The sequence below is a fragment of the Rhabdothermincola sp. genome (genome assembly GCF_036846205.1).
Classification (GTDB): Bacteria; Actinomycetota; Acidimicrobiia; order Acidimicrobiales; family Acidimicrobilacustridaceae; genus Rhabdothermincola.
On sequence record NZ_DAIUCK010000022.1, the window covers coordinates 1 to 26,579 of the forward strand.

Below are 26,579 nucleotides of genomic sequence, written 5' to 3' on the forward strand. Positions count from 1 at the left end.
CGGCGGATCATCGGCAATGCCCTGCTCGGCTACCTGCTGTGCCAGGCCTGGGGTGAAGCGGCCGCCACCGCAGCCGACGTCCCGCCGCTCGTGCTCGCCGGGGCCATCCCGGTGGCGCGCCAGCAACACCAACGCTCGCTCGTCCCACCCCGGTCCCGCTCCTCCCTGCACCACCTCGGGCCGGTGGTGCGGCGGGAGGAAGTGGCGTGGCTGCTCGGCCGGGCGCGGGCCCTGGTGTCGGCCTCGATCCTCGAGACCTTCGGCTTCACCCCGGCCGAGGCGGGGGAAGCCGGGTGCCCGGTGATCCTCTCCGACATCCCCGCACATCGCGAGGTCGCCGGCGAGCACGCGACCTACGTGCCCGCCGGCGACCGGGCTGCCCTGCGGGACGCGCTGGCGGCCCTGCCCGCGCCCGGCACCCGCCGGCCCTGGCGCTGGCCCGTGTCCTGGGACGACCACGCCCGCGCGCTCCATGAGGTCCTGCTGCGCCTGGCGGACCGCCCCCGACACCGGGCGGGCACATGACCGGCGCCGGCGTGCGTCCCGAACGGCGCGCCGGCGCGGCGGCCACGACGTCGCCGGCCCCCCGCCCCTCGTTCCGGCACGACTTCGCGTCCACCACGGCGACGAACCTGTTCATCAGCATCGTCAACGTCGTGACCGGGGTCCTGGTGGCACGCCTGCTCAACCCGGCCGGGCGGGGCGAGCTGGCGGCGATCCTCAACTGGCCCACGTTCCTCGGCATGCTCACCACCCTCGGGATGACCGAGGCGCTCGTCTTCTATCCCGCTCGCCAGCGCACCCGCGCCGGCCGCTACCTCGGCACCGGCCTGGTGGTGTCGCTGTCGGCGAGTGCCGGATTCGTCGCGATGGGCTGGGTGCTGATGCCGGTGCTGCTGGCCGCGCAGGACGCCTCCGTCGTGGCGGGGGCGCGCTGGTACCTGCTGCAGGTCCCCGTTGCGGCGGTGATCGGGCTGGTGATCGGGCCTCTCCGGGGCATCGGTGACGTGCGGGCGTGGAACGTGCTCCGTTCGATGCCCACCCTGATCTGGCTGGGCACGCTGGTGGTGTTCGCCGCACGCGGTGGGGGTCGCCCCGAACCCGCGACGGTGGCCATCAGCTTCGTCGCCGCCCGAGCCGTGCTGGCCCCGGTCGCGGTGCTGTTCGTCCGGCGCCGACTCCGCCAGCCCCTCCGACCCGATCGGTCGCTCGCCCCCTCGCTGCTGCGCTTCGGCCTCCCGAGCGCGCTGGCCGCCCTCCCCACGACGTTGAACGTGCGGCTGGACCAGCTCCTGATCGCCGCCTTCCTCCCGCCAGGGGACCTGGGGCTGTACGCGGTGGCGGTGTCGTGGAGCACGTTGTCCTCACCGGTGATGGCCGCGTTCGGCAACGTGTTGTTCCCCCGGGTGGCCGAGCACGACGACGACGAGGCCCGGGCTGCACTCGCGGCCCGCGGGGTGCGCACCGCGATCATGCTGTCCGTGGTGCTGACCACCGTGGCCCTCCTGCTCACCCCGATCGGGCTGCCACTGCTGTTCGGGCATCGATTCGACGTGGCGGTCCCGACCGCGCTGGTGCTGACCGTCGCCGGCGCGGCATTCGGGGTCACCAGCGTCCAGCAGGAGGTGCTCCGGGGCCTCGGCCGGCCCGGCGCCGTCCTGTGGTCCCAACTCGCCGGACTGGCGGTCACCGTCGCCGGCCTCGCGGTGACGATGCCGACGGGTGGCCTGGCGTGGATCGCGATGGCCAGCGTCGCCGGGTACGGGAGCGCTGCGCTGGCGCTGCTGGCCAACCTGGTCCGAGCGACGGGGCTCCCGGCCGGCGCGTTCGTCCTTCCTCGACCTGAGGATCTCCACGCCGTTCGCGCCGCGTTGCCTGCATCGATCCGGCGCCGGCCCGTCAGAGGACCGCTGCCCTGACCGCGCGGCTCCTCTACGTGCTCTCCACCGGCCGGAGTGGCTCGACGCTGCTCGAGATGCTCCTCGCCACCCATCCCGAGGTGGCGAGCCTGGGCGAGCTGCACCTCCTGCCGCACCTCCTGGACGATCCCGATGCCCGCTGCCAGTGCGGCGCAGCTCTCCGTACCTGCCCCTTGTGGGGGCCGATCGTGGCTGGTCACCCCGACCGCGCGCCGATCGACACGCTCAGCTGGTTCCGGGAATCGAAGGACGCGGGCCGGGTCGTGCGCGGGCGTTGGCTTCCCGGCCTGATCACCGGTCGGGCAACGAGGCGCACCCGCGCCCGGGCCCGCTCGTATCGAGTGATCACGCTCAAGGCCGCTCAGCAGGCTGCGACGCGGTGTGGCGCGAGCGTCGTGGTGGACGCCTCGAAAGACCCCTACCGGCTGCACCTCCTGCGTGCGGGGGGTGTGGAGGTCCTGGTCGTGCATCTGGTGCGGGACCCCCGGGGTTTCGTCGCCTCGACGGTCGGCGGATCGGCGACCAGCCGAGAGCGGGCGGGAAGCCGGCCCCGCGCCTGGCGAGTCGCCCGGGTCGCGGCCCGATGGTCGGTACAGCAGTTGCTCTTCGAGCGCGTCTCCGCTCGCGAGGAGCCGCCGCTGCTGGTTCGCTATGAGGACCTCGCCTCGGACCCGGAAGGCCAGCTCGAGCGGCTCGCTCGCCTCACCGGGATCGACCCGGCCGGGTTCGACCCGCCGGCATTCCGCACCACCCCCGGCCATGCCCTCGGTGGCAACCCGATGCGCCACCGCTCGGACCCCATCGTGCTCGACGAGCGCTGGCGTTCCGAGCTGGACCGGCGGCACGCCACACTGGTCTGGTGGATCTGCGCCCCGATAGCCCGTCGCTACGGCTATCGGGGGCGCGGATGACGACCCCGGCCGCGGTGAGGCCGGCCCGCCTCGCCGCCGACCTGCGCTCGCTCGGCTGGGGAGCACCGATCCGGGCGGTCTACGAGCTGAGCAAGCGGGCTGGAGCTCACCGGGCACTGCTCGGGCGGATGGCCGCCACGGACACGTTGCGCCCGGTTCCCCCGCTGCGAGCCTGTTTCCCCCCGCCCGCGGAGGTGCCTGGCGCAGCCCGTGAGCGCACCCTGGTCGAGGCGGCCGACATCGCCGCGGGCCGCCTCACCCTCTTCGGACGCCAGCTCGATCTCGGCGACCCGCCCGATTGGCACGCGGTCCTCGACGGACCCGGCTCGTGGCCCCGATCGCACTGGTGGACGATCGACATCCGCTCCCCGGCCCGGCGGGGCGACGTCAAGTGGACCTGGGAGCTGAACCGGCACCGCCACCTGGTGGTGCTGGCCCGGGCTGCGTACCTCGAACCCCACGAGCCCCGGTGGCTGGCCGTGCTCGAACGCCACCTGGGGTCGTGGGTCGTCGACAATCCTCTCGAGGTCGGCGTCCAGTGGGCCTCCAACCTGGAGATCGCGCTGCGGGCCGTGGCGTGGGCGCAGGTGCTGTCGCTCACGGGTGAGCGGCTGGCCCGCCCGCTACGTGACGCGATGGGACGGGTGCTCTGGCACGCCGGCAAACACCTGGTCTTCGAGCTGCCGTACACGTTGAGCACCATGGCGAACAACCACCTGCTCGGCGACGCCCTCGGGTTGCTCGTGATCGGTCGTTCCTTCGATCACCCGACCGCGGCCCGGTGGGCCGCGGCAGGCGCCCGCCTGTTCGACCGGCAGGCCGGGCGTGAGGTCCGCGCCGACGGCTCGACGATCGACGAGGCGCTCTCCTACCACCGCTTCGTCCTGGAGATGCTCCTGGTGCGGGCGATGCTGGATCGGGATCTGGCGGCGCTCGAACGGGCCGCGCGGGCGGCCCGGTACCTGGCCCGCCTGGGTGTGCTCGACGGGCCGGTGCCCCAGTACGGGGACTGGGACGAGGGCCGGTTGCTGGTCTCATCCGCTCCGGACGCCACGACCGACCTGTCGGGTACCGCGCTCGCTGCGCTGGCCCTCGCCGGTGGTGGAGCCCCGCCCGATCAGCGAGAACGCTACGACGAGCTGGCCTGGTACATCCGGGAGGGCGAACCGATCGCACCCGAACCCGCGGTGACAGGGGGCGTGGTAGGGGGCGGCATCGCTCGGGCCACCACCGGTCCGGTGCGGGTGTGGCTGCGCACCGGCGAGCGCCGCTGGCACGGCCACGCGGACCTCTGCAGCACCGAGATCGCGGTGGGTGATCGCTGGCTGGTGGGCGACCCCGGCACGGGTGCGTACAACGCCGACCCCGGGTTGCGAGACGGGCTGCGCTGCTCCGCCGCGCACGCCGTGCTGCGAGTCCGTGGCTTGGACCAGCTGGAGCCTCATCGGGTGTTCCGGTGGCGGCACCACGCCACCGGGGTGCTCGGCGAACCCGCCACCCTCGACGGGTTGACCGTTCTGTGGGGTGTCCACGACGCCTACGCACGGGTCGATCCGCCGGTCGTCGTCGTGCGAGCCGTCCTGGTCGACACCGATCCACCGTGCATCGCGGTCGCGGACTGGGTCCTCGGCGGTGGACCGGCGTGCTGGCAGCTCGACCTCCCGCTGGGGCCGGAGGTGGCCACCGAGATCGACGGCTGCCTGGTGCGTTGCCGGCCCGGCGACGAGGACCAGTGGTCCCTGCACCTGCCCGCCCCGGCGGAGGCGGTCCGGGGCCGCCGCGAACCGTGGATGGGTTGGTGGAGCCGGACCTACGGCGAGCTCGAGCCGGCCACGTGGCTCGCCGTACGAGGTCGATCGGCGGGTCCGGTGTTGTGGCAGGCCGTCCCCGGAGCCGGTCCCGCTCCTGATCTCTGGCACGCCGACGACGGCCGCCTGGTGCGCCGGTGCGCGCGTGCCGAGCCGATGAGCCGCTACCTGGTCTGGGTGGAGCAGACTGGGAGGGAGATCAGGCTGCAGGTCGGTCGAGGGGAGAGCGAGTGGACGAGCGCCGTGGTGCTGGGGGGAGGGTGACGAGCCAGCCGGCGCGCCCCACCCGCCGACTACTGGCGCTCAACCACTTCGCCAACCCCTACGACGCGCCGGGCGGCACTCGCCTGCTCGAGCTCACCGAGCGCCTCGACGGCTGGGACACCACCATCGTGGCCGCGAACCGCAACCTGTTCACCCAGGGTCGCCAGCCCCCGGCGACCGACGCCTTCCGCACCGTCTGGACGCCGCCGTACGGGGGGAACGACGCCACCAGGGTCCTCAACTGGGCCGTCTTCGCCATCGGGGCGCTGGTCACCGGTCTGCGACTCCCGCGACCCGACGTGGTGTACGCCTCCTCGCCGCACCTGCTGACCGGACTCGCCGGGTGGGCGATCGCCCGCATCCGCCGGGCCCGCTTCGTACTGGAGATCCGCGACCTGTGGCCCCAGATCCTGGTGGACATGGGCCGGATCCGGGCCGGCTCCCTGACCCACCGCCTGGTGCGGGGCCTGGAGCAGTTCCTCTACCGGCGGGCGGACGCGATCGTGGTGCTCGCCCAGGGCGCGGCGCAGGCGATCGCCGAGGACGGCGTGCCGCCGGGGAGGATCTGGTTCATCCCGAACGCCGCCGACCCCGCCGACTTCGAACCCACCGCGCCGCGCGAGGAGCTCAGGCGCCGCTACGGATTCGACGGGGTGACCATTCTCTATGCGGGGGCTCACGGTCCCGCGAACGGCCTCGATTTCGTCCTCGATGCCGCCGCGGAGGTGGCCCGGGACCTGCCTCAGGTGCGATTCGTGCTCGTGGGTGACGGCCTGGCCAAGCCGGCGCTGATGGCCCGCGCGGCCCGCCGGCGCCTCACGAACGTCGTGTTCCTGGAAGCGGTGCCCAAGAACGAGGTGCCCGATCTGTTGGCCGCGACCGATGCCGGGCTGCACGTGCTCGCGGACCTGCCGCTGTTCCTCTACGGGGTCAGTCCCAACAAGTTGTTCGACTACATGGCCGCGGGCCTGCCCGTGCTGACGAACACCGCGGGTGAGGTCGGCGAGATCGTCAAGGGCAACGACGCCGGCATCGTGGTCGAGCCCGCGCAGCTCGCCTCCGGCGTGCGCCAGCTCGTGGCCGCCGGCCCCGAGCGCCGCCGCCGGTGGGGTCGCAACGGGATGCGCTACACGGCCCAGGAGCGGAACCGCTCGCTCATGGCCGCCCGGCTGGGTGAGCTGCTCGACCAGCTCACCGGGTGAGCGGTAGCACCACCTCTCGGTAGGCCTGCACCAGCCGTTCGCCGTAGTGGTCCCAGGTGTTGCCTTCGGCGGCGCGCCGGGCGTGGCGGGACATCGCCTCCACGAGCACACGATCCCGGCTGAGGGCGAGGAGCCGCTCGGCGAGGGCTTCGGTGTCACCCACCGGCACGACGAAGCCGTCGACGCCGTCGGTGACCACGTCTCCCGCGCCCACCTGGTCACTGATGACCACCGGCACGCCGCTCGCCATGGCTTCGAGGACCACCATCCCGAAGGCCTCCGACAGGGACGGCAGCGCGAGCACCGACGCCCGGTGGTAGAGGACCGCCATCTCGTCTGCTCCCACCCCACCGAGCACTTCGACCTCGATACCCAGCCCGACGAGCACCCCTCGTGAGGTCGAGTCGATCTCACCGGCCACCAGCAGGCGGGTCCCTCGGGGGAGGGCCCGGGCGGCCTCCAGCAGGTCGAGCAGGCCCTTGCGGTACGAGTCCCGCCCCACGAACAGCACGGTGAACTGCTCCGGTCGGCGGTCCGCAGGGCGGAACCGCTCCACATCGCAACCGAGCGGAACCGCGACCACCCGGGCCGGATCGAAGCCCTCGGCGAGGAAGCTGCGGCGGGTGTACTCGGAGTTGCACACCAGCACGTCGCTCAGCCCGAACTCGCGCTCCATGCGCCCGACGATCCCCGCATCCGGTGGTTCGTAGCGCACGCCGCGACGCCTCAGGACCTCGGTGACGTGGCGGTGCATGGCGCGGGGGTGCGCGGCGCGCACGTCGCACACCACGAGGGCGCCTCGCCGGCGGGCCCAGGCCGCGGTGCCGGCCATGATGCCGCTCAGACCGTGGACGATCCACGACTCCGGTCGGCTCGGGCCTCGGAGGTGGAGCCGCCCGGCACGGTCCCACAGCGCGGACCGCAACGCCAGCGCGGTCCCTCGCCCGGTGCGCATCGCCAGCCGCTGCGCGGTGAGGGCGACGGTCTGCGCGGCCCACATGCGGCGCATCGGCACCCCTGCGAGGCGGGGGTCGACGCGGGTCCGGTTGTAGTAGCCGCCCAGCCCACCGAGCCCCGGCACCCGGGCCAACGGGGACGGGTGGGGCGACATGGGTGCCGACACGAATCGGTGCAGCAGGCCGGCGCGGTGCAAGGCCACCGCGGTGTGTACGTAGTAGGGAAGATGGGCCACGACATCGACCGGCCGCTCGGCGCCCTGGTCGGGGATCATCGTCCGGTGGAGAGGCCCGGCGCGACCGGCGCGGCGGTCCCCCCGATCGGTCGATGGTCCAGGCCACCACGGCCCTGCCATCGCTGCAGCCCGCGAGCGACGAGGGCGATACCCACCGCGTAGCCGGAGACGCCGGCCACCAGCCCGGCGAGATAGCCCCGCGAGAAGAGCTGGAGCAGCACCGGTACCGCCGCGGCGAATCCCACGAGCCTCGCCGGTGTCGAGGCGCTCACGAGGCCCAGCCAGCAACGCTCGAGCACGAACCCGAACAGCACGCACAGGATGGCTGCGCCAGCCCAACCGAAGTTCGCGTAGGCCTCCCCGTAGTAGGCGAACGACGCACCCAGCTCCTGGCGGAAGAAGGCCCGCTGCAGATCCTTCACCTCACCTTCGGGCTTGTCCGGCCACAGCGCTCGCGGCACCGGCATCGTCACCAGCTCCGCGTAGCTGGACCCGCCCAGGTAGGGATGGGTGGCGGGCACGGTGTCGACCAGCACCGCGGTGGTGGCGAAGACCCCTCCACGGAGCTGTTTGGCCAGGAACGCGTCGGTGTCGATGGACTTCGAGCCGGCCTGCTCGCGCAGACCGCCCACCAGCACCGCGACCACGAAGAGTCCCATCGCGCCGAGCACCACGATGAGCCGGGGGTGACGGGCCCACGCCCCTCGGGTCGTCCGCCACCAGACCAGCGCCGCGGTCACCGCCGGGATCCCGAGCCACCAGCGGCCCCCGCCGCTGATGAGCATCACCGCCGAGATCACCATCACGCACCAGGGCAACCACCGTGACCGGGCCGCCGACGAGGTCAGCCGGAGCGTCGCCACCACGATCGCCGCGCCGGCGAGGCTGAGCAGGACGCTGAAGTACTTCACCACCGGCCCTGGCGCGGTCTTGGCGAACTGGCCGTACTTCGCCTCACCGACCAGCACGACGAGCGCCCGAGGATCGCCTCCCGCGGTCAGCACGTAGAGCGCCATCCCTGCCATCGCTCCGAGGAGCAGGGCGATCGCCCACCGGTCGAGCAGCCGGGCGGGCAGCGACAGGTCCATCCGCACCGGAGGACCCCCACCCCGCCATGCCCGGGCGAGGAGGACCCCGGCGAGCACGGCCACCTGCGCGAGCACCGAGAGCCGCAGCGCCCCGACGGTGCCCGCGGTGACGTCGTAGACGGCGATCATCGTCCGCCCTTCGCTGACGGCGATGGTCGCCGGTGCGAGCACCTCCAGGAGGAAGAACACCTGCAACCCGGCCAACGCCAGCGATGGCCAACGCGAGCCCAGGGCGAACACGGTGGCGATGCCCCATACCATCCACAGGCACACCAGCCACCAGGTGGCGGGGGCTGCGCCCCCCAAGCTGGTGAGCGCGCCGAGGGTGCCCGCCAGGATGATCCCGGCTGCCGGCACCCACCGAATCGGTCGGTCGGCGTCAGTCGCGGCGAGGGTCATCAGGACGCGACGGTCCCCCGGCTGATCGCCGGGGGACCGTCCAGCATCACGTGAAGAATGGGTGGTTCAGTTGCTCGCCGTACATCCCGCCGACTGTGCAAGGTACGCATTTACGATCGTGACCTGACCAGCGGTGATCATCACGGGATTTGCATAGAGAGAACTACCCGTGTTGGGGCCACCGCGAATGTTCGCGTTCCAGGTGGAGCAGAAGGCGGGACTCCCACCGCCGGTGCCGATCACCCGGAAGAGGACCCTGTAGACGCCCGGCGGCAGACCCTGCTGGACGTTCGGGAACGCCGGATCGGCCGTCCAGCGGAAGAAGCTGTAGTTGACCGCCGGGTTGTCGCCGGCGAGGCCCTGCCCGACGAGCACCTTGCCTCGGAAGGTCCCGGATGCGTGGTCGTACACCCGGACCTCCGTCTGTCCGGCCGGGACACTCGCACCCGTTCTGGCCGCCCCGACGCCGCCCTGCAGGTAGCCGGGGCTGGCATTGCTCACCGGTTCGATGGCGTAGACGGTGCTGGCGTTGGGGATGCTGGCCGTGGCCCAATCATCCTTGACCTCGAGGCGGGTGGCGGTGTTGGCGACGATCTCCTTCACCTGTCCGACACCTCGCCCGGCGATGATGCGCAGCCGGTAGCCCGCCCACATGTTGGTGGTCCAACTCTTCGTCGCGTCATCCAGGTAGGCCTTCGGTGGCGTCCCGAGAAGCCCGGTGTTGCCACCGCCGGTGGCTTGACCGGTACCCGGCGCCGCGTTGGTGGCGGCAGCCTCGATGACGTACTGGTCACCAGCCGCCACCGCCGCACCGAAGGCCGTCGAGACGGTGAGGGTCGTCGCTGTCGTCGCGTTGACGACCCGAGACTGGCCGGCGGCCGCCCCGGTGATCATCCGCACCCGGTAGCCGTTCCACTGGCCTGACGACCAGCCCTTGCCCGTGTCCACCACCGTGGTGGTCGAACCACCCGTCGCGGTACCGGTGCTCTTGAGCGGCACGAGGTTGTTGTTCACGGTGATGTCGGAGACGGTCGTCGATCCACTGACCACGGTCTCCAACCTGGCCGTGCTGACATTCAATGCCTTGCCGCTCCAGATCTCCGCATAGGTGCTCGAGCCCTTGGCGAAGTTCAGCTTGTAGTTCCCGGGGTTGATGTTGGCGAACTGATAGAAGCCCGAGGCGTCGGTGGTGGTCTTCCGGCTGAACCAACCGGTTGCGGCGTCGTACAGGCGAACCTCGACGCCCGAGCCCACGTTGCCGCTCGGGAGCTTGTTCACGGTGCCCTGGAGCGTGCCCCGGCCGGTGCCACCCCACAAGGTCTGGTCGGCGCCGGCGTACGGCGCCGGGATGACCGGGGAGTTGGCGGCCGAGATCAGCCCGTTACCCAGCCAGCGGCTGGTGTAGCCGGCCTTGGAGAAGAAGACCTTGTAGTTTCCGGGGGGCACCGCGTTGAACGAGTAGTCGCCGTTGGCGTCGGTGGTGGTGAACCCCCACAGCGTCAGGCTCATGCCCGACGCCTGGTACAGGTTCACGGTGGCGCCGCTGAGAACGGAGCAGGCGGGCGTGCAGCCGGTCACCCGACCCGAGATCGTGCCGGCCGTCGTGCCCTTCACCGTGATCATCATGTCGCTCGAGGACGACTGACCATCCGAGTCCGTGCCGGTGAACCGCACGAACTGCGTGCAGTCCGATCCTGATGCCGCCGTGGAGAAGGTCGTGGTCAGCGCGGTGGGGTTGGTGATGGTGACCACCGAAGCGCCACAGGTACCTCCACTGATCTTCTGCCACAGATACGTGCGACCGGTCGCGTCCGATGGCGCCGGGCTGGTGAACTGCCCGACGAGCTTGTAGGGGTTGGCCGAGGCCGACAAGCCGGCCGAGACCGTGAGATCCGGACCAGCGTTGACCGTCGGCGGGACGTTGGAGACGCTGAAGCTCACGGTGGCGGTGTTCGGGCTCATGGTGGGCCCAGCCCCGTCACCCACCTCAATGAGGAAGCTGTAGCTGCCGCCATCCGGTGGGATGAAGGTCGCGGCGCCGGTCTCGGGGTTCACCGAGATCTGGGAAATGGTCGGGCCCGATGTCTGCGTCCAGCGCCAGTTGTACTTCGGGGGAGCCGAGAAGCACGGCCCGGGTGAGGGGCAGAGCACCAGATCAGGGTCGGTGGCCGACGGCATCAAGGTCACGACCTGACCCTCCGTGACCCCGACCGGAGCCAGCGGTGCGTAGGCCGTCGGCTGCTGGTTGCCGCTGGTGGGCGTGACCCTGGCGGTGAGCAGCAACTTGCTCTGCCCGGGCGCCGAGGGCAGCCCGAACGAGCTGTTGACCGAGCCACAGAGCCCGCCTCCGGTGGTGGCGGGGACGACGAAGGTGTTGTCGACCACGGTGAGGAAGCCCGTGCTCGAGTTGTAGGGCACACCACCCGGGTTCGAGGTCCGAGCCGACACGTTGATCCCGCTGATGGGGCAGGTGCCGAATGGGCCGACCACCGTTGCGTCCATGGTGACATCGAACTGCGCCGCTCCCGTCGCTGGATCGATCCAGCCCGACACCGAGGTGGCGGTGGTGCTGATCGCGACCGTCCCCGCCAGCGGCTGGTTGATGTAGACGTAGATGGGCGCCAGCGTGAACGTGGCGGACGAGAGCGTGCCGTCGGCGGCGATGTTCGCCGCCAGGTTGGTGATGACCCGAGGCTGGATTCCCGGCATGATCTCGCTGTCGTCGGTGGCCGACTCGCACTCGGGGTCCGAGGCCCGGATCTGGTACTGGCTGGTGTTGTTCGGGGTCGTGGTCCAGTTCGGGGAGACGGTGAGGGTGTTGTTGGTGTTGCTCACCACCTTGCGGAACTGTCCCGAGCCCGTCCCACCGGTGATCACCACGGTGTAGCCCGCCCACTGGTTGGTGGCCCACGTCTTGCCGCTGTGGACGAGGGTGCTCGCCGTGCCGCCGGTTGCCGTGCCGGACTCGCTCGCGGTGGCGTTGAAGTCGGGCATGGTGTCCTGGAACACCGGGGGCAGGTTCGGGTCGGTGAGGGACTGGTCGTCGTTCGTGCCGTTGTTGCATTCGTACGGCCGAGTCGGCGGTTGGAGCGGCCCACCCCGACCTGCGAGCGCCAGCTCGCCCGTCTGCGTGTACAGCGTCCAGTTCCCCGGGTTCTGCCACGTGCCCGCGGCCGACGCCTGCGGCGCGCTCGCCACGGACAGCCCGAACAGGCTCGCCACCACGGCGAAGGCCGTCACCACCCGTCCGACGGTTGCGGCCCGAGTCCTGGCACCCATCGGTGTCCCCCTTCGATCGCGTGTCCCCGGGCCCGAGCGCGCCCGAACCCCCAACAGCTCATGGGCGGTGCCAGAAAGCAGACCGCCGACCTCATGTCTACCACCGCTCGTGACCGCGATCCATACAGCCCACAGCACGTCGGGCACTGATGGTGCTAGCACAGGTCGTTCAGCCTGGTCCCGTCGACCCAGATCGTCTGGCAGAAGATCGACGCCTGGAAGCTGGCCCCGTCGATGATCGCGTCCCGCAGGTCGGCGCCCCGCAGATCCGCGCCCCGGACGCTCGCCAGCGTGAGGCTCGCCCCGGTCAGGTTCACGTCCGCCAGGGTGGCCCCGTCGAGTTTCGCCCCGGCCAGGCTCGCGCCGGAGAGGTTCGCCGAGGTGAGGTTGGCGCCAGAGAGGTCCGCGCCCCGCAGGTCGACGCCGGTGAGCACGGCGAAAGACAGGTCGAGCCCCGCCAGCTGCGCCCCGGGCCAGATCGCCAGGGGGGCTTCGATCTCCCGGCAAGAACCGCCGGTCACGCAACCCTCGAGCCGGGCGGCCGCCAGCTCGCCGTCCTCCCCGACCCCGGTGGGCTTCGCCAGCGGCTCGATCGGGGGGAGCTCGGCCTCGACCGTGGTCACCGAGGTGAGGGGGAGGTCCTCGGCCGGCACGGTGCCGGTGACCCCGGGCAATGTCGTGGCCACAGCCGAGTCATCCCCCGAGCCGGCGGCGGCGTCGCCGTCCTGGCCCCCGCCACCTGACGAGCAACCGGCGGCGAGCAGGACCGCCATCACGAGCACCGGGACCAACCGTCGCATCGGGCAGAGTCTCACCGGTCGAGCCGGCCGGTGCCAGGCACCCCGGTACGCTGCCCGGCGTGCTCGCCTGGATGGACCTGGAGATGACGGGCCTGGAACCGGACCGCCACGTGATCGTCGAGATCGCCACCCTGATCACCGACGATGACCTGAACATCGTGGCCGAGGGGCCGGACCTGGTGATCCACCAGCCGGAAGCGGCGCTGGCCCAGATGGGCGAGGTGGTGATCGAGATGCACACCCGCAGCGGCCTGCTCGACAGCATCCGGGCCTCGTCGGTCTCCCTCGCAGAGGCCGGCGCCCAGACCCTCGCCTTCCTGCGCGAGCACATCGCCGAGCCGCGTACGGTCCCACTGTGCGGCAACTCGATCGGCACCGATCGCCGCTTCCTGGCTCGGTACCTCCCCGAGATCGAGGAGTTCCTGCACTACCGCTCCGTCGACGTGTCGACCGTGAAGGAGCTCATCAAGCGGTGGAACCCCGCGTTGCTGGCAGGAGCGCCGAGGAAAGCCGAGAGCCACCGGGCTCTCGACGACATCCGTGAGAGCATCGAGGAGCTGCGCTACTACCGCGACACGTTCTTCCGGGTGGCGAGCCACCCGGAGGCGACCGCTGGTGCGGCCGACACCCCCGATCCGGCGGGAGCGCCGTGACCAGCCGATCCACCAAGCAGGAGCAGCTCCCCGCGTCCGAGGAGATCGCCGAGGTCGCTCCCGGGGTCCTGCGGCTCCAGCTCCCCATTGACCTGCCGGGCCTGGGCCATGTCAACACCTACGCCCTCGAGGACGGCGACGGCTTCGCCCTGGTCGACCCCGGTCTGCCCGGTGAGGCGTCGTGGCGGGCGCTGCTCACCCGGCTCGACGCGGCCGGCATCCCCCTGGCCCGGGTGCACACGGTGATCGTCACCCACTCCCATCCCGATCACTTCGGGGGTGCCGGGTTGCTGGCGGCCGAGACCGGCGCCCGGGTCGTGACCTCCTCGCGGTTCCGCACCATCTTCGACGGGCGGCTCGACGGCGATGCCGAGCTCGAGGAGCGCCGGCCCGACGGCGACGGAGCAGACCAGCCGGAAGGGCAAGACGGGGAGCTCGACTTCCGCCGCCCCGCTCCCTGGGGCGGCACCATCGAAGGGCCCCCACCCGACAAGGTCGCGCTGTTCCGGCAGCGGTTGGCGAACGGGTTGCCGTTCTTCCGGGTCCCCGAGCCCACCCACCGCCTCGACGACGCCGACACGATCACCCTCGCTCGGCGGGAGTGGGTGGCGCTGTACACGCCGGGGCACACCGACGACCACCTGTGCCTGTTCGACCCCGATGGAGGGGTGATCCTCGCGGGCGACCACGTGCTGCCCACCATCACCCCGCACATCTCGGGCCTGGTGGAGGGCGACTCGCTGGCCCGCTACGTCGACTCGCTGGACCGGGTGGCCCAGCTGGCCGGGGTGACCACGGTGCTGCCCGCGCACGGCCACCCCTTCCGCGACCTGCCGCGGCGGGTGGCGGAGATCAAGCGCCACCATGACGAGCGGCTCGACCGGCTCCGGGCGATCAGCGCGGGACTCGGTTGGGCGACGGTCGAGGCGCTGTCACACGAGCTGTTCGCCCCCCGGAACTGGGGCTCGATGGCCGAGAGCGAGACCTACGCGCACCTCGAGCACCTGCGGGCCCGGGGCGGGGCGCTGGTGCGTGAGGAAGCTGGCCTGCTCCACTACCTGGTCACCGGCTGACCCGACGACCGCGTGGTGATCGAGTACCCCGCTCGAGGACGAGGCGCTCGACCACCACACGATCGCCCTGTGGGCAGGATCAGACGCCGAGGACGCCGTAGTGGAAGTGGTTGTCGCGCCCGGAGGTCTCCGGGTTGATGTGGACGTGCTTCACCTGGCGGTAGATGTCGTAGCCCTGGGTGCCCAGCTCGCGACCGATGCCGGACTGCTTGTACCCGCCGAAGGGCCGCTCGGGGGAGATCAGGTGGTAGTCGTTGATCCACACCGTGCCGGTGCGCATCCGGGCCGCGACCGCCTCCGCCCGCTCGATGTTGCCGCTCTGCACCCCACCGGCGAGCCCGTAGATCGAATCGTTGGCGATGGCCACCGCCTCGTCGTCGGTGTCGAAGGGGATCACGCAGAGCACCGGGCCGAAGATCTCCTCCTGGGCGATCTTCGCCTTGTTGTCGACATCGGCGAAGATCGTCGGGCGGTAGAACGCCCCCTTGTCGAGGTGGTCGGGCAGGTCCTCGGGGGCGCTGCCGCCGCACAGCGGCTCGCCCACCTCGTCGCGCCCGAGCTTCACGTAGCGCTCCACGGTCTCCACCTGGCCCCGTGACACCAGCGGGCCGATGTTGGTGGTCATCTCCATCTGGTCACCGACCACGATGTTGTTGGCCTTCTCCACCAGGAGGCTGACGAACTCGTCGTAGATGCCCCGCTGGACGAGCGCCCGGGTACCGGACTCGCAGACCTGACCGCCGTGGAAGAAGGTGCCCCACAGCACGCCGGCAGCCGCCAGGTCGAGATCGGCGTCGTCAAGCACGATGTTGGCCGACTTGCCGCCGAGCTCGAGGGTGACCGCCTTCACGGTGCCCGACGCCAGCTGCATGATCCGGCGGCCGACCTCGGTGGAGCCGGTGAACGCGGTCTTGTCGACCAGCGGGTTCGAGGCCAGCTCCTCGCCCACCGTGCCACCGGGACCGGCGAGGATGTTCACCACGCCTGGCGGCAGGTCGGCCTCGGCGATGATCTGGGCCAGCTTCAGCGCGGAGAGCGACGTGAGCGACGCGGGCTTGAGCACCGAGGTGTTCCCCGCGGCGAGCGCCGGGGCGATCTTCCAGGCGGCCATGATGAGCGGGAAGTTCCAGGGGATGATGCCGGTGCACACCCCGATCGGCTCGTAGCGGATGTAGTTCTGCGACACGGGGAACGGGGAGCCCTCGAGGTCGACCCGGTCCGGGCGCTCCTCGGCCATGCGTGCGAACCACTCGAAGGCCGAGACCGCGCCGGGCACGTCGGCCATCTGGGCCTTGAGGATGGTGCCGCCGCTGTCGAGGGCTTCGAGCTCGGCCAGCTCGGCCGAGTGCTGGTTGATGAGCTCGACGATGCGGCGGAGCTTGGCCGCCCGCTCGGCCCCTGACATCTTCGGCCACGGCCCCTCGTCGAACGCCTTGCGGGCTGCCTCGATGGCCCGGATCGCATCGTCGCGCCCGGCCTTCGGGAGGTCGGCGAGCTTCTGGCCGGTGCCCGGGTTGTAGGTGGCGAACGTCTCACCCGACGCGGCGTCGGTGAACGCTCCGTCGATGAAGAGCTGGTAGTCGGCCATCGCCGATCCCCCTTGTGTCTCGCAGGCAGGTCGACCGTCTCGACCCTCGCCCGTCACTCGCTGGCTCGCTGGACGGTACTCGCGGGATCGGCGCATCGCACAGGCCTGACGGGCCGTCAGAGGTGTGCGCGGAACCGCTCAGCTGCTCTCGGGATGACCAGCCTCGATGCCCGCCACGTCGTGGATCCCGAGCAGGGCTTCCCCCGGGTCGCCGAGCTCCACCGCCACCGGTTCCAGGAGGTAGCCGGTGTGGTCGCCGAGGCCTCGGACCCTCGACAGGACCCGCCCGGCGAACCAGTTGGGGCACTCGTCGAGGATCGGCACCCCGCCGGGACCCGGCGTCCACGCGCAGCGGGCGAACTTGTCGATCTCGTCCCCGGTCTCACCGGCGAACAGTGCGGCCAGCGGCCGCGCGCCGCGGGCAACGGTGTGCACCGCCAGCAGGTCCGCGGACTCCGCGACCTGGTGGGTGCGATTCAACACCGACAGCAGCGCGAGGAAACGTGGGGGACGGATGCTGCACTGCGCGGCGAATCCGACCAGACACCCGGCCCGCTCGCCTCGATCGCCCACGGTGGTGACGATGAACACCGTCTGGTCGAGTCGAGCCGTGAAGGACGGGAAGGCCCGCTGCGCTGCTGGCCCTTCGTGCAGCACCGGCGGCTCGGCTCAGACCACCGACCACGGGCCCGTGAGGGTCTTGCCCCTCACCTTGCCCTCCGCGGCGAGCTTGAGGAGATGGGCGTGCACCGAGTGGCGCGCCACCGGGTGCAGCTCTTCCGGCACGTCGGTGTAGATCTGCTTCACCAGCGCGTCGATCTTCGCGGTCCCGACGGCGGCAAGCGCGTCGTAGATCTGGCGCTCACGTTCCGAGCGGTGCGCGAGGTAGTAGTCGATCACCTCGTTCGGGTTCTCGATCAGGTGCCCGTGCCCGGGAGCGATGGAGCGCAGGCGGAGCTGGCGGATGCGAGCCAGCGACTCCAGGTACGCGGCCATGTCGCCGTCCGGTGGGCGGATCACGACGGTGGAGCCCTGCATGATGTGGTCGCCCGAGAAGAGCATGCGCTCCTCTTCGAGCAGGAAGCACAGGTGGTTGGACGCGTGCCCGGGCGTGTGATGGGCGGTCAGGCGGAACTCGGTGGCGCTGATGCGGAACCCGTCGCCGATCCGGCGGTCGACCTTGAGCCCGTCCTTCGACTTGAACGCCAGTACCTCGGCGCCGGTGCGCTCCTTCAGACCGGCCGCGCCCGGGGCGTGATCGGGATGGGTGTGGGTGCACAGGATCCACCGGATCCGGTCGCCGCCGCAGCCGGCGATCGCGTCGAGATGACCCTCGTCGTCGGGACCGGGGTCGATCACCGCGATCTCGTCGATGCCGACGAGATAGGTGTTGGTGCCCGCTCCGGTCATCAGGCCGGCGTTGGGGGCGATGATCCGGCGGACCAGGGGACTGAGCGCTCGGGCCACGCCCGGCACGAGCGGGGGCGGCTCGGGGATCTCGGGCACCACGCCGGCGCTCACCGCCCGCCCTCCGTCACCGGCACGTGCTCGCGCCGCACGAGCAGCTTGTTCATCGGCACGCCCTCCTGCAGGACGGCGGGCACGACGTCGTCGTAGCCGGGGTCGCCCGGCAACAGGATGCGGTACCCACCACCGCCTTCGTCCTCGACGATGCGGGGTTCGATGGTGGGGACCTCCTCGATGGCGGCCGCGGCAGCCAGCAGCTCGTCCGCGCTCGCGAACCGTTCGAGGGTCGCCAGGCTGCGCATGGTCGGGTAGATGAGCTCGAACTCACCGGCTCGATGCCGCGCCAGCGCCTCCGACGGGCGGACCCAGAGGCTGGCGATGACCTCGTGGTCGTCGTGGAGGGGGACCTGGCCTTCGGGGGCCCGGGCGACGAAGAACCGGGTGTCGTACCGGCGGGGTGCCCCTTCAGGCGTGATCCAGTGGCTGAAGTAGAAGATGCCGTCGACCGCCAGGCGCAGGCCCTCCTCCGCACAGATGTCGACCAACCGGCGAGCGCCCCGGTCCACGTCGCGGCGGTGGGAGGCGAACCTGGACCCGGCGCCGGGATCGTCGAGCCGCACGACCGCACCGTCCGGCCCGTACGCCAGCAGCACCCCTGCTTCCTCGAACGACTCGCGGATGGCGGCCACCCAGAAGGCGAGGCCACCGCGTTCCACGCCGAGCTGCGCGGACGCCTCGGCATCGCTGCGGCCCGCGCAGACCGCTTCCAGGTTCTCGTGGCGATCGTGGTCGTCGACCGCGCCCCCGGGGAACACGTACGCCCCACCGACGAAGTCCGAGCGGAGGTTGCGTCGCAGCATGAAGACCTCGAGGCCTTCCGAGCCGTCGCGCACCAGCATGATCGTCGCCGCGGGACGCAGCTCGACGGGGCCCATCAGGCATCCAGCTCCCGCGACGGTCCGGGCGACGGCGACCGCCAGCCGGGCGGCGTGGCGTCGCGGACGTGCTCCACGTCGTACACGGCGGTGGCGACGAAGGCTCCTCCCGAGCCGGGGAACCCCGAGAACCGGGAGGTCACGCGCAGCCGATCGCGGTACCGCCGCACGAGGAGGGTGCGCAGAGCGGCGCGGCTCGGCGGCAGCAGCAGCAGGACGCCCGCCGCGTCGGTGACGAAGCCGGGGGTGAGCATGAGGGCCCCGGCGAGGAGCACGAGCAGCCCGTCGACGAGCTCGTTCGCCGGCACCTCGCCCCGCTCGATCTGCCGGCGGGCCCGGCGCCACACGCCGAGGCCTTCGCGCTTCACCAGCCAGGCACCGGCGACGCTCACGGCGATCAGGAGCGCGAGGGTCGGGAGCACCCCCAGGGCCTGCCCCACCTGCAGGATGACCCACAGCTCGATGATCGGCACGATCAAGAAGAGCAGGAACAGCACGCCGATCATGGACGACCATCCTACCGGCGGGCCCCGGCGATGCCCTGGGCGGACGAACCGGGCTCCGCCCCGGCATGCCGCGCCGCTCGGGTGGCTACGGGCGCATCCTCGGGTGCTCGTCCCCCCGAACGAGCCCCCGAGGACGCGGCACCGGCGCGCTCAGCCTGCTCGCTCGGCGAGCAGCCGGCTGCGCTCCGCCTCGTTGAGCCCTCCCCAGATGCCGTGTGGCTCCCGGATGCTGAGCGCGTACTCGAGGCACTCCTTCTTGACCCCGCAGGTCAGGCAGATCTCCTTCGCCCGCGCTTCGCGCAGGAGCTTGTCCTCCTTGCGCTCGAACTGCGCAGGCGGGAAGAACACGGCTGCTTGCGGTCCCCTGCACGCCGCCTTCACCTGCCAGGAGTCTTCTGCACGCTGAGCGATCAACCTCGTTCCCCCTTTCTCCGGGGACCCTAAACCTCCCATTTGCCCGAAACAAGGGTGAAGTTCAGTTCGTGTTTACAAGGATGATCGCTCTCGAAGTGCTGGTCAGCGGCCTGTTCGAGAGACCGCGCGGAGCAGTCCGGCGCATATCGCCGGTCTCCCAGACGCCCACCGGAAGACAAATGACATCGGCGTGATTCCCGCCCATGGCGACCACGAGCACGGGGCCGGGAACCAGACCGTTCTTCCGGCTCAGCTCCCGCCCGCTCGGCGACCCCGGTCCCGGTAGTCCCGGGCCCCGCCCTCTTCGGGCTCCACCTCGAGCACCAGCCCCTCGATGCCGACCACCCGCACCCGGTCGAGCTCCTCGATCGGCGTGGCCCGGTTCGTGTAGGCCCGCCACAGCGCGTCGCGGATCTGCACCACGCCGTCGGGGGCGATGGCGGTGACGGCCCGGCCCATCTCCCCGATCATCCACTCCCGCCCGATGGTCGGGGTGGAGAACCGGGTGCGCACCATCGACGGCATGCCCGCCAGGAAGGCCAGCGCGACCCCGACGACCGCCACCACGAGGGTGACCCACGACAGCGACACCCCGTCGTAGAGGACCAGCGAACCGGCCACGAAGGTGACCATCCCCACCCCGGTCCAAAAACGCGGGACCCCGGTCTGCACGTCGACCGCGAAGGCGACCATCGAGAGGCACAGCAGCGCGATGCCGTACCAGGTGGAAGGCAACACGGCGAGCCCGTAGCACGCGAGCACGAACGAGCCGGCCCCGACCACGCCCGCCACGCCCACCCCGGCGGTGAACAGCTCGAAGATCATCAGGGCCAGCCCGGCGGCGAAGAGCAGGTAAGCCACTGCCGGGCTGGCCACCGTGTGCATGAGCTGGTCGATGAGCGAGAGCTGCCCGAAGCGCACCTGGGTGACCGGCTCCCGGCGCACCTGGCCGTCCTCGGCCGTCACCTCCCGGGTCTCGACCCCCGGCAGGTTCACGATGAAGTCCCCGATGGTCGGCCCGTCCTGGGTGGTGAGGCCGAACTGGGCGGCCTCGGCGTCGTTCAGGGTGCGGTCACGGATCAGGTCGAGCCGGCGCTGGTCGAGGTTCGGGTTGTCGAGCGTGCCCGCATCCCCCACCCGGGTGCCCGGTGCCATGGCGATCTCGCTCGCCACCCCGAGGAGCTGCGCGGGCCGCCCGGTCATCTGCGATCCGCTCGGCCCGATCCACACGTCGACGGGCACCTGCGAACCGGCGATGACGTCGACCAGCTCCTGGAAGCGCTCCTCGCTCACCACCGCGCCGTTGGTGTCGACCTGCAGGACCAGCGCCGTCGACCCCGCCTGGTTCGCCTCGATGACCGAACGCTGCACGAAGTCGGTCAGCACCGGATCGAACAAGCCGTCCACCTTGACGACGTCGACCACCGTGGACGCCGCATCCGACTGGGCGTGAGCGGGCGACACCCCGAGCAGCGCGACACCGAGGGCGACGAGGGTCGCCCCGAGCGTGGATAGTCTGCGCACCAGGTGCATCCGGGTGGGTGCCTCCGAGGGGAAGAGCTTGGACCCTGCGCAGTTCTTCGCAGCAGCCCGCGTGCTCATCGTGGCCGGGAAGGGCGGTGTCGGCAAAACCACGGTCAGCGCCGCGCTCGCCCGGGCCGCGGCGCTCACGGGCCTCTCGACGCTGATCGTCGAGGTCGAGGGCAAGAGCGGGCTGGCGGCGCTGTTCGGCCAACCACCGTTCGACTACCAGGAGGTGACCCTCGCGGTGGGGGGTGGCCCCGGTGCCGCGGGTGACGTGTGCGCCCGCACCCTGACCCCCGACGACGCGCTGGTGGAGTACCTGCAGGACCACGGCATGAGCCGCATCTCCCGCCGGCTCATCACCACCGGCGCGCTGGACGTGGTCGCCACCGCCGCGCCGGGCATCAAAGACATCCTCATCCTCGGCAAGGTCAAGCAGCTCGAGCGGGAGGGACGCTTCGACCTCATCGTCCTCGACGCGCCCGCCGCCGGCCACGCCATCACGTTCCTGCGCTCCGCGAGCGGCCTGCTGGACGCGGTGCGCGTCGGGCCCATCCACAGCCAGGCGCGAGACGTCATGGACATGCTCTCGGACGGGTCGCGGTGCCAGGTCGTGCTGGTCACGCTGCCGGAGGAGACGCCGGTGAACGAGCTGGTCGAGACGGCGTTCAGCCTGGAGGACGAGATCGGCCTCCAGTTGGGGCCGGTGGTGGTCAACGGCCTGTACCCGCCGATCGACGGTCTCGACGCCGACCCGACCGACGCGGCCCGCGAGGCCGGCGCGTTCCTCCACGCCGGGGAGGCGGAGGCGCTGGCGTCGGCAGCCGAGTTCCGCCGGCACCGCATGGCGTTGCAGCAGGAGCAGATCGACCGGCTCGCCGAACGGCTGCCGCTGCCGCAGATCCGGCTCCCCTATTCGTTCACCGCGGACCTCGGACCTGACGACGTGGAGCGGCTCGCCGGGGCGTTCCTCGCCGGTGTCGAGGAGCTCGCCACGCTGTGAGCGCCGCGCCGCTCCACCTCCGCGAGCAGCCACCGGCGGATCTGCGCGCCCTGCTCACCGGCAACGAGATCGTGGTCTGCACCGGCAGCGGTGGCGTCGGCAAGACCACCACCGCGGCGGTCATGGCCCTCGAGGCCGCGCACCTGGGGCTGCGGGCCTGCGTGGTCACCATCGATCCGGCGCGCCGGCTGGCGAACGCCATGGGGCTCGAGGGGCTGACGAACACGCCGACCCAGGTAACCGGCCCGTGGCCCGGCGAGCTGTGGGCGCTGATGCTCGACACCAAGAGCACCTTCGACGCCCTAGTGCTCAAGCACGCCGGGTCGCCCGAGCAGGCGGAGAACATCCTCAACAACCGCTTCTACCGCAACATCTCCGGGGCCCTGTCCGGCACGCAGGAGTACATGGCGATGGAGAAGCTCTACGAGCTGCACGAGGACGGCCGCTTCGAGCTGATCGTCGTCGACACCCCGCCGACCCGCAACGCGCTCGACTTCCTCGAAGCGCCGCGGCGGCTGACGCGCTTCCTCGACCATCGGCTCTACCGGGTGCTCATGGCACCCACCCGCGGCATCGTGAAGGCGGTCAACGTGGCCGCGCAGGCGTTCCTGCGGACCGTCTCGAAGGTGGTGGGCGGCGAGGTGGTTCGCGACGCCATCACCTTCTTCCAGGCCTTCGACGGCATGGAGAAGGGCTTCCGGGATCGGGCGGCGAGGGTGTTGGAGCTGCTCTCGCACGAGGAGACCGCCTTCGTGCTGGTCACCGCGCCCCGCGCCGACGTGGTCGTGGAGGCCACGTTCTTCGCCGAGAAGCTGGGGGAGGCGGGCATCCCGGTGCGGGCCCTGATCGTGAACCGGATGCACCCCCGGTTCAGCGACGCGTCCCCCGAGGCGCTGCGCGAGCGGGCGCGCACCTGGGAGGGCACGGCGCTCGGCGGGCTCTACGACAACCTCGCGGACTTCACGACGGTCGCGGCCCGCGAGGAGGCGCACCTGGCCGGTCTGGCCGAACGGGTGGCGCCGGCACCGGTGGTGCGGGTGCCGTTCCTGCGCTCGGACGTGCACGACCTCGACGGTCTGGCCGAGGTGGCTCGCCACCTGTTCCCCCGGGAGGGCCGCCTGCGGGCTTGACCGGGGCGTGCCCGGGCAGCGAGCTCAGGTGGCGTCGGCGTCGGGGTTCAGCAAGGCGTCGACGGCCTCGTCGACGGTCTCGGTGACGGGGACGATGCGATCGAAGCCGGTGGTGTGCAGCAGCCGGGTGAGGGTGGGGCGGCTGCATGCGACGGTCACCTCTCCGTCGGCCTCGCGGGCCCGGCGGATGCCACCGATGAGCGCGCCGAGGCCGGCGGAATCCATGAAGGGCACCTCGGAGAGATCGATGAGCAGCCGGGGCACCGCGGCCAGCTCGGCCAGGGTCTCGCGGAACTGGCCGACGGTGTAGGCGTCAAGCTCGCCGATGGGGCGACAGATCGTGTAGCTGTTCGCGTCCTCGACGTGGATCTGGAGCACGGGGCGACTCTAGCCAAGCCCCCTGACGGTTATCGGTGCTCGGGGGTGTTCCGGTAACCTCGCCGCCGTGCCGACCGTGTTGCTCGCCACCGACGCAGATTGGGTGTTCGACGAGGTCGACGCGGCCCTCGCCGACGACCAGACGAAGGTGTACCGGGTGCGCCGCGGGGTCGACGTGATCCCCGCCATCCGCGAGCTGCAACCCGATCTGGTGGTGCTCGACCTGCAGATCGGCAACATGGGGGGCATGGCCACCTGCATGGCCATCCGCAACGAGGAGGGCGCCGACCGGCTGCCGATCACCGCGGTGCTCATGTTGCTCGACCGGGCGGCCGACGTGTTCCTCGCGCACCGGGCCGACGCGGACGGGTGGCTCATCAAGCCCCTCGACGCCTTCCGGCTGCGCAAGGCAGCCGAGGTGCTCCTCGACGGCTACAGCTACTTCGAGGGGGTCGACGCCGACACCGACCTGCGGGCCGATGTCGCCACCGTGGAGGCATGAGGCGGCCGATCGGGTTCGGAGGGGCGTGCCGGCTCGGGTACGCTCGTCTCCTTCCGGGGTGTAGCGCAGTTTGGCAGCGCGCTTCGTTCGGGACGAAGAGGTCGTGGGTTCAAATCCCGCCACCCCGACTACTGACACCGGCCACTGACGGTGGCTGCTGATGGTCGCCGTGCCGGCGCGCTCCACCGCCGGGCCCGCCGGCGCCTGTCGCCTACGCTCGCCCGGTGGAGATCGAGGCGTTCCAGGACCTGATGGCCGAGCTCTACGGCGAGGCCGACCGGGAACGGGGCATCCCCGCCACCGTCGCCTGGTTGTGCGAAGAGCTGGGCGAGCTGGCGCAGGCCGTGCGCAAGGGGTCGCGCCACGAGCAGCTCCACGAGCTCGGTGACGTGCTCGCCTGGTTGGCATCGCTCGCCAACCAGCTCGACCTCTCACTGGCCGAGGCTGCGCAGCGCTACGTCACCGACCCGCCTCGTCCCCCGAACTGACCATCGCTCGGTGCAGATCGAGCAGTCATGACCCACTGGGGGATCGCAGGGCCTTCTCAGCGCGCGCTGTGGCGGGGGTACCCGCGGCTGGGGTGTCGGCGGTGGCGGTGTCGGTGACGGCGTTGAACCCGGCGGGGTCGGGCACCTTGACGGTGTGGCCCGCGGGTCGAACCCAGCCTGGGGTGCCCAACGTCGTGTTCTCGGCGGGTCGGTCGGTGACCGACACGGTGCTGGTACCGGTTGATGAGTCGGGGCGGGTCAGCGTGGCCGTGGCGGGCGCGGCGAGCGATGTGGTGATCGACGTGTCAGCCTGGTATGTGCCCACCTTGACCACCTGGAGCTACACCTACGACGGGGACGGTCTGCGACGCACCAAGACCAGCCCGTCGGGGACCACCAGCTTCGTGTGGTCCCAAGCGGAGGGTCTGGCGATGCTGCTCACCGAGACCAGCGACCAGCACAGCACCTACTACCTCTACGGGCCCGGGGGGTTGCCGGTGGAGCAGATCAACCCGGACGGCTCGGTGTGGTGGTATCACCACGACCAGCTCGGCTCGACCATCTCGGTCACCGACACCGCCCACGGGAGGGTCGCCGAGTACACCTATGACCCCTACGGTCGACCCGCCACCGTTGTCGCCCCACCCCCCGACGGGCGGGTCGCGTTCGGCTACGCCGGCCAATACACCGACCCCGAAACCGGCTACCAATACCTCCGAGCCCGCTTCTACGACCCAGCAACCGGCCAATTCCTGAGTCGGGATCCCCTCACGCCCCTCACCAGGGAGCCCTACAGCTACACCGGCGGCAACCCACTCAACGCCGCCGACCCCAGCGGCCTGATGTGCTGGAATCCCACGGATCGCGACTGTCTGGCTGAATGGGGCGACAACCTCATGCCGGACGACATCCCAGGGGCGGCCACAGACGCCATTCGAGCGTCGGGGGCCGACGTAGGTCTTCGTACAGCTAGCGCCGCCACGGGGCTTTCCCTGGGGATATGCGCTGGCGGGAACGTCTTCGGCGGATACGACCTCTTCGGTTCAATCTGCTACATGGCCACACCCGACGGTCGCAGCGGATTCGTTGAACAACATGGCTTTGGTGGGGGTGCGCCGGCCGGCATCAACGGGCTACTTGGACTCTCGGTTAGCAATGCACAGTGCGAGTCGGACTTCGTCACGCAAGGTGGTGCGTCGGGCTGGTTGGGGGCCGGCGAGGGCCCGTTCGCGGGAGGCTTGAGTGGCTCGGTCTCGAACAACTCCAAGGCGAAGCGATCTGGCAAGGAACGCTGGCATGGACTCCCGGCGTGTTTGCTCCGGTACCCTTCGCTGGTGGAGGTGGAGCTGTCTGGGGTGGCCCTCACGGGTGGCGGGGCTAGCGGTGATCCCGCGGTGATCCCGCGGTGGTTCAGCGTGGGTGCTCACGTCGGTGCTGTACACGGGGGAGGTTCTCTCTATGTGGGGACCGGTCAACTCGTCTTGCGGCCGGGTTGCTTGACTGCTCGTTCAGGAACAAGCGAGATTCGACATGCCTCTGGCCACGTAGAAGTGCTCCGCGCTCGGCTCCTCCCACCGTGGATGAGCGTTCGAGTCGTTGTAGCCGGGAAAGATGACGTTGCCATCGCCAGCCTTCCCTGCACGAGCTGGCCGGCGTTGCGTTCGGCGCTCACGGAGGCGGGGTTCGTGATCGAGGAGCGACGGGTGTGGGTCGATACCGGGGAGTCGCGCGTCCGACCGTGGCCGTAGTGCGCACCGGCCCGAATCCGAAAGCCGGGCTCGGACACCTCCACGCCCGGTTCTACGACTCCACCACCGGCCAATTCCGGCGCTACGCGGTGAAGCTGGGAGTGGGGTGGGGGTCGGCACCGGTCGGGCGGCGATCAACGCAGCGCCGGCTGGCCGGGACGGCGGTGACCGAATAGGGGCCTGCTCTGCGAGAACCGACCCATCACAGTCGTAGCTGTCGCCCTTGGAGCCGACCGACGCGACGATCTCGTTGTCGGCGAGACGCTGCGAGTAGCGAACGGAGAGGTATTGCCCGGGTTCAAGGAGTC

24 protein-coding genes and 1 tRNA gene are annotated in these 26,579 nt (G+C 71.0%); 13 read left to right on the top strand and 12 right to left on the bottom strand.

Translation table 11 applies throughout. The features are described from left to right. From V7004_RS04950 to V7004_RS04970, 5 genes are all read left to right on the top strand, one after another. The coding region (locus V7004_RS04950) for a glycosyltransferase (RefSeq protein WP_334142534.1) at positions 1 to 525 on the top strand (525 nt) is incomplete at its 5' end. Next, entirely contained in the window at positions 522 to 1,919 is a 1,398-nt protein-coding gene (locus V7004_RS04955) for a lipopolysaccharide biosynthesis protein (protein WP_334142535.1), read from the top strand. The genes V7004_RS04950 and V7004_RS04955, both read left to right, overlap by 4 nt. Before the next feature lie 56 nt (positions 1,920 to 1,975). Then, the gene (locus V7004_RS04960; protein WP_334142536.1) at positions 1,976 to 2,830 is read left to right on the top strand and encodes a sulfotransferase; all 855 of its coding nucleotides are present in this window, start codon (positions 1,976 to 1,978) and stop codon (positions 2,828 to 2,830) included. Then, a complete protein-coding gene (locus V7004_RS04965; protein ID WP_334142537.1) occupies positions 2,827 to 4,902 on the top strand; it encodes a heparinase II/III domain-containing protein in 2,076 nt (691 codons plus the stop codon). The genes V7004_RS04960 and V7004_RS04965 overlap by 4 nt, the downstream gene beginning before the upstream one ends. Further along, complete coding sequence (locus V7004_RS04970; protein WP_334142538.1) at positions 4,899 to 6,104, top strand: glycosyltransferase family 4 protein; 1,206 nt, start codon at positions 4,899 to 4,901, stop codon at positions 6,102 to 6,104. The genes V7004_RS04965 and V7004_RS04970 overlap by 4 nt, the downstream gene beginning before the upstream one ends. On the opposite strand, the gene V7004_RS04975 is transcribed toward V7004_RS04970, so the two are convergent. The 4 genes from V7004_RS04975 to V7004_RS04990 all read right to left on the bottom strand — a co-directional run bounded on the left by V7004_RS04975 (position 6,094) and on the right by V7004_RS04990 (position 12,862). Next, on the bottom strand, positions 6,094 to 7,335 hold the full coding sequence (locus tag V7004_RS04975) for a glycosyltransferase family 4 protein (RefSeq protein ID WP_334142539.1): 1,242 nt from the start codon (positions 7,333 to 7,335) through the stop codon (positions 6,094 to 6,096). The two genes, V7004_RS04970 and V7004_RS04975, sit on opposite strands and share 11 nt — an antisense overlap. Beyond that, positions 7,332 to 8,783 carry an O-antigen polymerase gene (locus tag V7004_RS04980; RefSeq protein WP_334142540.1) on the bottom strand — a complete coding sequence of 484 codons (1,452 nt, stop codon included), beginning with the start codon at positions 8,781 to 8,783 and terminating at the stop codon, positions 7,332 to 7,334. Before V7004_RS04980 ends, V7004_RS04975 begins: the two co-directional genes overlap by 4 nt. A 66-nt stretch (positions 8,784 to 8,849) precedes the next feature. After that, positions 8,850 to 12,062 (bottom strand): carboxypeptidase regulatory-like domain-containing protein, encoded by a 3,213-nt coding sequence (locus tag V7004_RS04985; protein ID WP_334142541.1) that lies wholly within the window; start codon positions 12,060 to 12,062, stop codon positions 8,850 to 8,852. Between the two features lie 155 nt (positions 12,063 to 12,217). Beyond that, a complete protein-coding gene (locus V7004_RS04990) occupies positions 12,218 to 12,862 on the bottom strand; it encodes a pentapeptide repeat-containing protein (protein WP_334142542.1) in 645 nt (214 codons plus the stop codon). A gap of 50 nt (positions 12,863 to 12,912) precedes the next feature. Here V7004_RS04990 and orn point away from each other — a divergent pair, with 50 nt between their 5' ends. Together orn and V7004_RS05000 are read left to right on the top strand one after the other, a co-directional pair. Then, positions 12,913 to 13,515, top strand: coding sequence for an oligoribonuclease (gene orn, locus V7004_RS04995; RefSeq protein ID WP_442968011.1), 603 nt, complete (start codon positions 12,913 to 12,915; stop codon positions 13,513 to 13,515). After that, the gene (locus V7004_RS05000) at positions 13,512 to 14,588 is read left to right on the top strand and encodes an MBL fold metallo-hydrolase (RefSeq protein ID WP_334142544.1); all 1,077 of its coding nucleotides are present in this window, start codon (positions 13,512 to 13,514) and stop codon (positions 14,586 to 14,588) included. Before orn ends, V7004_RS05000 begins: the two co-directional genes overlap by 4 nt. A 79-nt stretch (positions 14,589 to 14,667) precedes the next feature. Here V7004_RS05000 and V7004_RS05005 read toward each other — a convergent pair whose 3' ends face one another. The 7 genes from V7004_RS05005 to V7004_RS05035 all read right to left on the bottom strand — a co-directional run bounded on the left by V7004_RS05005 (position 14,668) and on the right by V7004_RS05035 (position 21,022). Then, positions 14,668 to 16,176 (bottom strand): aldehyde dehydrogenase family protein, encoded by a 1,509-nt coding sequence (locus tag V7004_RS05005; protein ID WP_334142545.1) that lies wholly within the window; start codon positions 16,174 to 16,176, stop codon positions 14,668 to 14,670. Between the two features lie 138 nt (positions 16,177 to 16,314). Then, the gene (locus V7004_RS05010; protein ID WP_334142546.1) at positions 16,315 to 16,833 is read right to left on the bottom strand and encodes a flavin reductase family protein; all 519 of its coding nucleotides are present in this window, start codon (positions 16,831 to 16,833) and stop codon (positions 16,315 to 16,317) included. A 12-nt stretch (positions 16,834 to 16,845) separates the two neighbouring features. Then, positions 16,846 to 17,697, bottom strand: coding sequence for an MBL fold metallo-hydrolase (locus V7004_RS05015; protein WP_334142547.1), 852 nt, complete (start codon positions 17,695 to 17,697; stop codon positions 16,846 to 16,848). Then, complete coding sequence (locus V7004_RS05020) at positions 17,694 to 18,578, bottom strand: NUDIX hydrolase (protein ID WP_334142548.1); 885 nt, start codon at positions 18,576 to 18,578, stop codon at positions 17,694 to 17,696. The genes V7004_RS05015 and V7004_RS05020 overlap by 4 nt, the downstream gene beginning before the upstream one ends. Continuing rightward, complete coding sequence (locus V7004_RS05025; protein ID WP_334142549.1) at positions 18,578 to 19,084, bottom strand: FxsA family protein; 507 nt, start codon at positions 19,082 to 19,084, stop codon at positions 18,578 to 18,580. Before V7004_RS05025 ends, V7004_RS05020 begins: the two co-directional genes overlap by 1 nt. A gap of 150 nt (positions 19,085 to 19,234) precedes the next feature. Further along, positions 19,235 to 19,498 carry a WhiB family transcriptional regulator gene (locus V7004_RS05030; RefSeq protein ID WP_334142550.1) on the bottom strand — a complete coding sequence of 88 codons (264 nt, stop codon included), beginning with the start codon at positions 19,496 to 19,498 and terminating at the stop codon, positions 19,235 to 19,237. 249 nt (positions 19,499 to 19,747) lie between these two features. Then, positions 19,748 to 21,022, bottom strand: coding sequence for an NfeD family protein (locus tag V7004_RS05035; RefSeq protein WP_334142551.1), 1,275 nt, complete (start codon positions 21,020 to 21,022; stop codon positions 19,748 to 19,750). Positions 21,023 to 21,035: 13 nt separating this feature from the next. Here V7004_RS05035 and V7004_RS05040 point away from each other — a divergent pair, with 13 nt between their 5' ends. Both V7004_RS05040 and V7004_RS05045 read left to right on the top strand, forming a co-directional pair. After that, positions 21,036 to 22,025, top strand: coding sequence for an ArsA family ATPase (locus V7004_RS05040; RefSeq protein ID WP_334142552.1), 990 nt, complete (start codon positions 21,036 to 21,038; stop codon positions 22,023 to 22,025). Further along, a complete protein-coding gene (locus V7004_RS05045) occupies positions 22,022 to 23,155 on the top strand; it encodes an ArsA family ATPase (RefSeq protein WP_334142553.1) in 1,134 nt (377 codons plus the stop codon). The genes V7004_RS05040 and V7004_RS05045 overlap by 4 nt, the downstream gene beginning before the upstream one ends. Before the next feature lie 24 nt (positions 23,156 to 23,179). Here the strand turns inward: V7004_RS05045 and V7004_RS05050 are convergent, their stop codons facing one another. Then, positions 23,180 to 23,533, bottom strand: coding sequence for an STAS domain-containing protein (locus V7004_RS05050; protein ID WP_334142554.1), 354 nt, complete (start codon positions 23,531 to 23,533; stop codon positions 23,180 to 23,182). A 67-nt stretch (positions 23,534 to 23,600) separates the two neighbouring features. On the opposite strand from V7004_RS05050, the gene V7004_RS05055 reads away from it, so the two are divergent. The 4 genes from V7004_RS05055 to V7004_RS05070 all read left to right on the top strand — a co-directional run bounded on the left by V7004_RS05055 (position 23,601) and on the right by V7004_RS05070 (position 26,271). Continuing rightward, positions 23,601 to 24,035 (top strand): response regulator, encoded by a 435-nt coding sequence (locus V7004_RS05055; protein WP_334142555.1) that lies wholly within the window; start codon positions 23,601 to 23,603, stop codon positions 24,033 to 24,035. Positions 24,036 to 24,089: 54 nt separating this feature from the next. Further along, a tRNA-Pro gene (locus V7004_RS05060) sits at positions 24,090 to 24,163 on the top strand. 96 nt (positions 24,164 to 24,259) lie between these two features. After that, the gene (locus V7004_RS05065; protein WP_334142556.1) at positions 24,260 to 24,523 is read left to right on the top strand and encodes a MazG nucleotide pyrophosphohydrolase domain-containing protein; all 264 of its coding nucleotides are present in this window, start codon (positions 24,260 to 24,262) and stop codon (positions 24,521 to 24,523) included. A 215-nt stretch (positions 24,524 to 24,738) separates the two neighbouring features. Further along, on the top strand, positions 24,739 to 26,271 hold the full coding sequence (locus V7004_RS05070) for an RHS repeat-associated core domain-containing protein (protein WP_334142557.1): 1,533 nt from the start codon (positions 24,739 to 24,741) through the stop codon (positions 26,269 to 26,271). Positions 26,272 to 26,579: the final 308 nt, after the last annotated feature.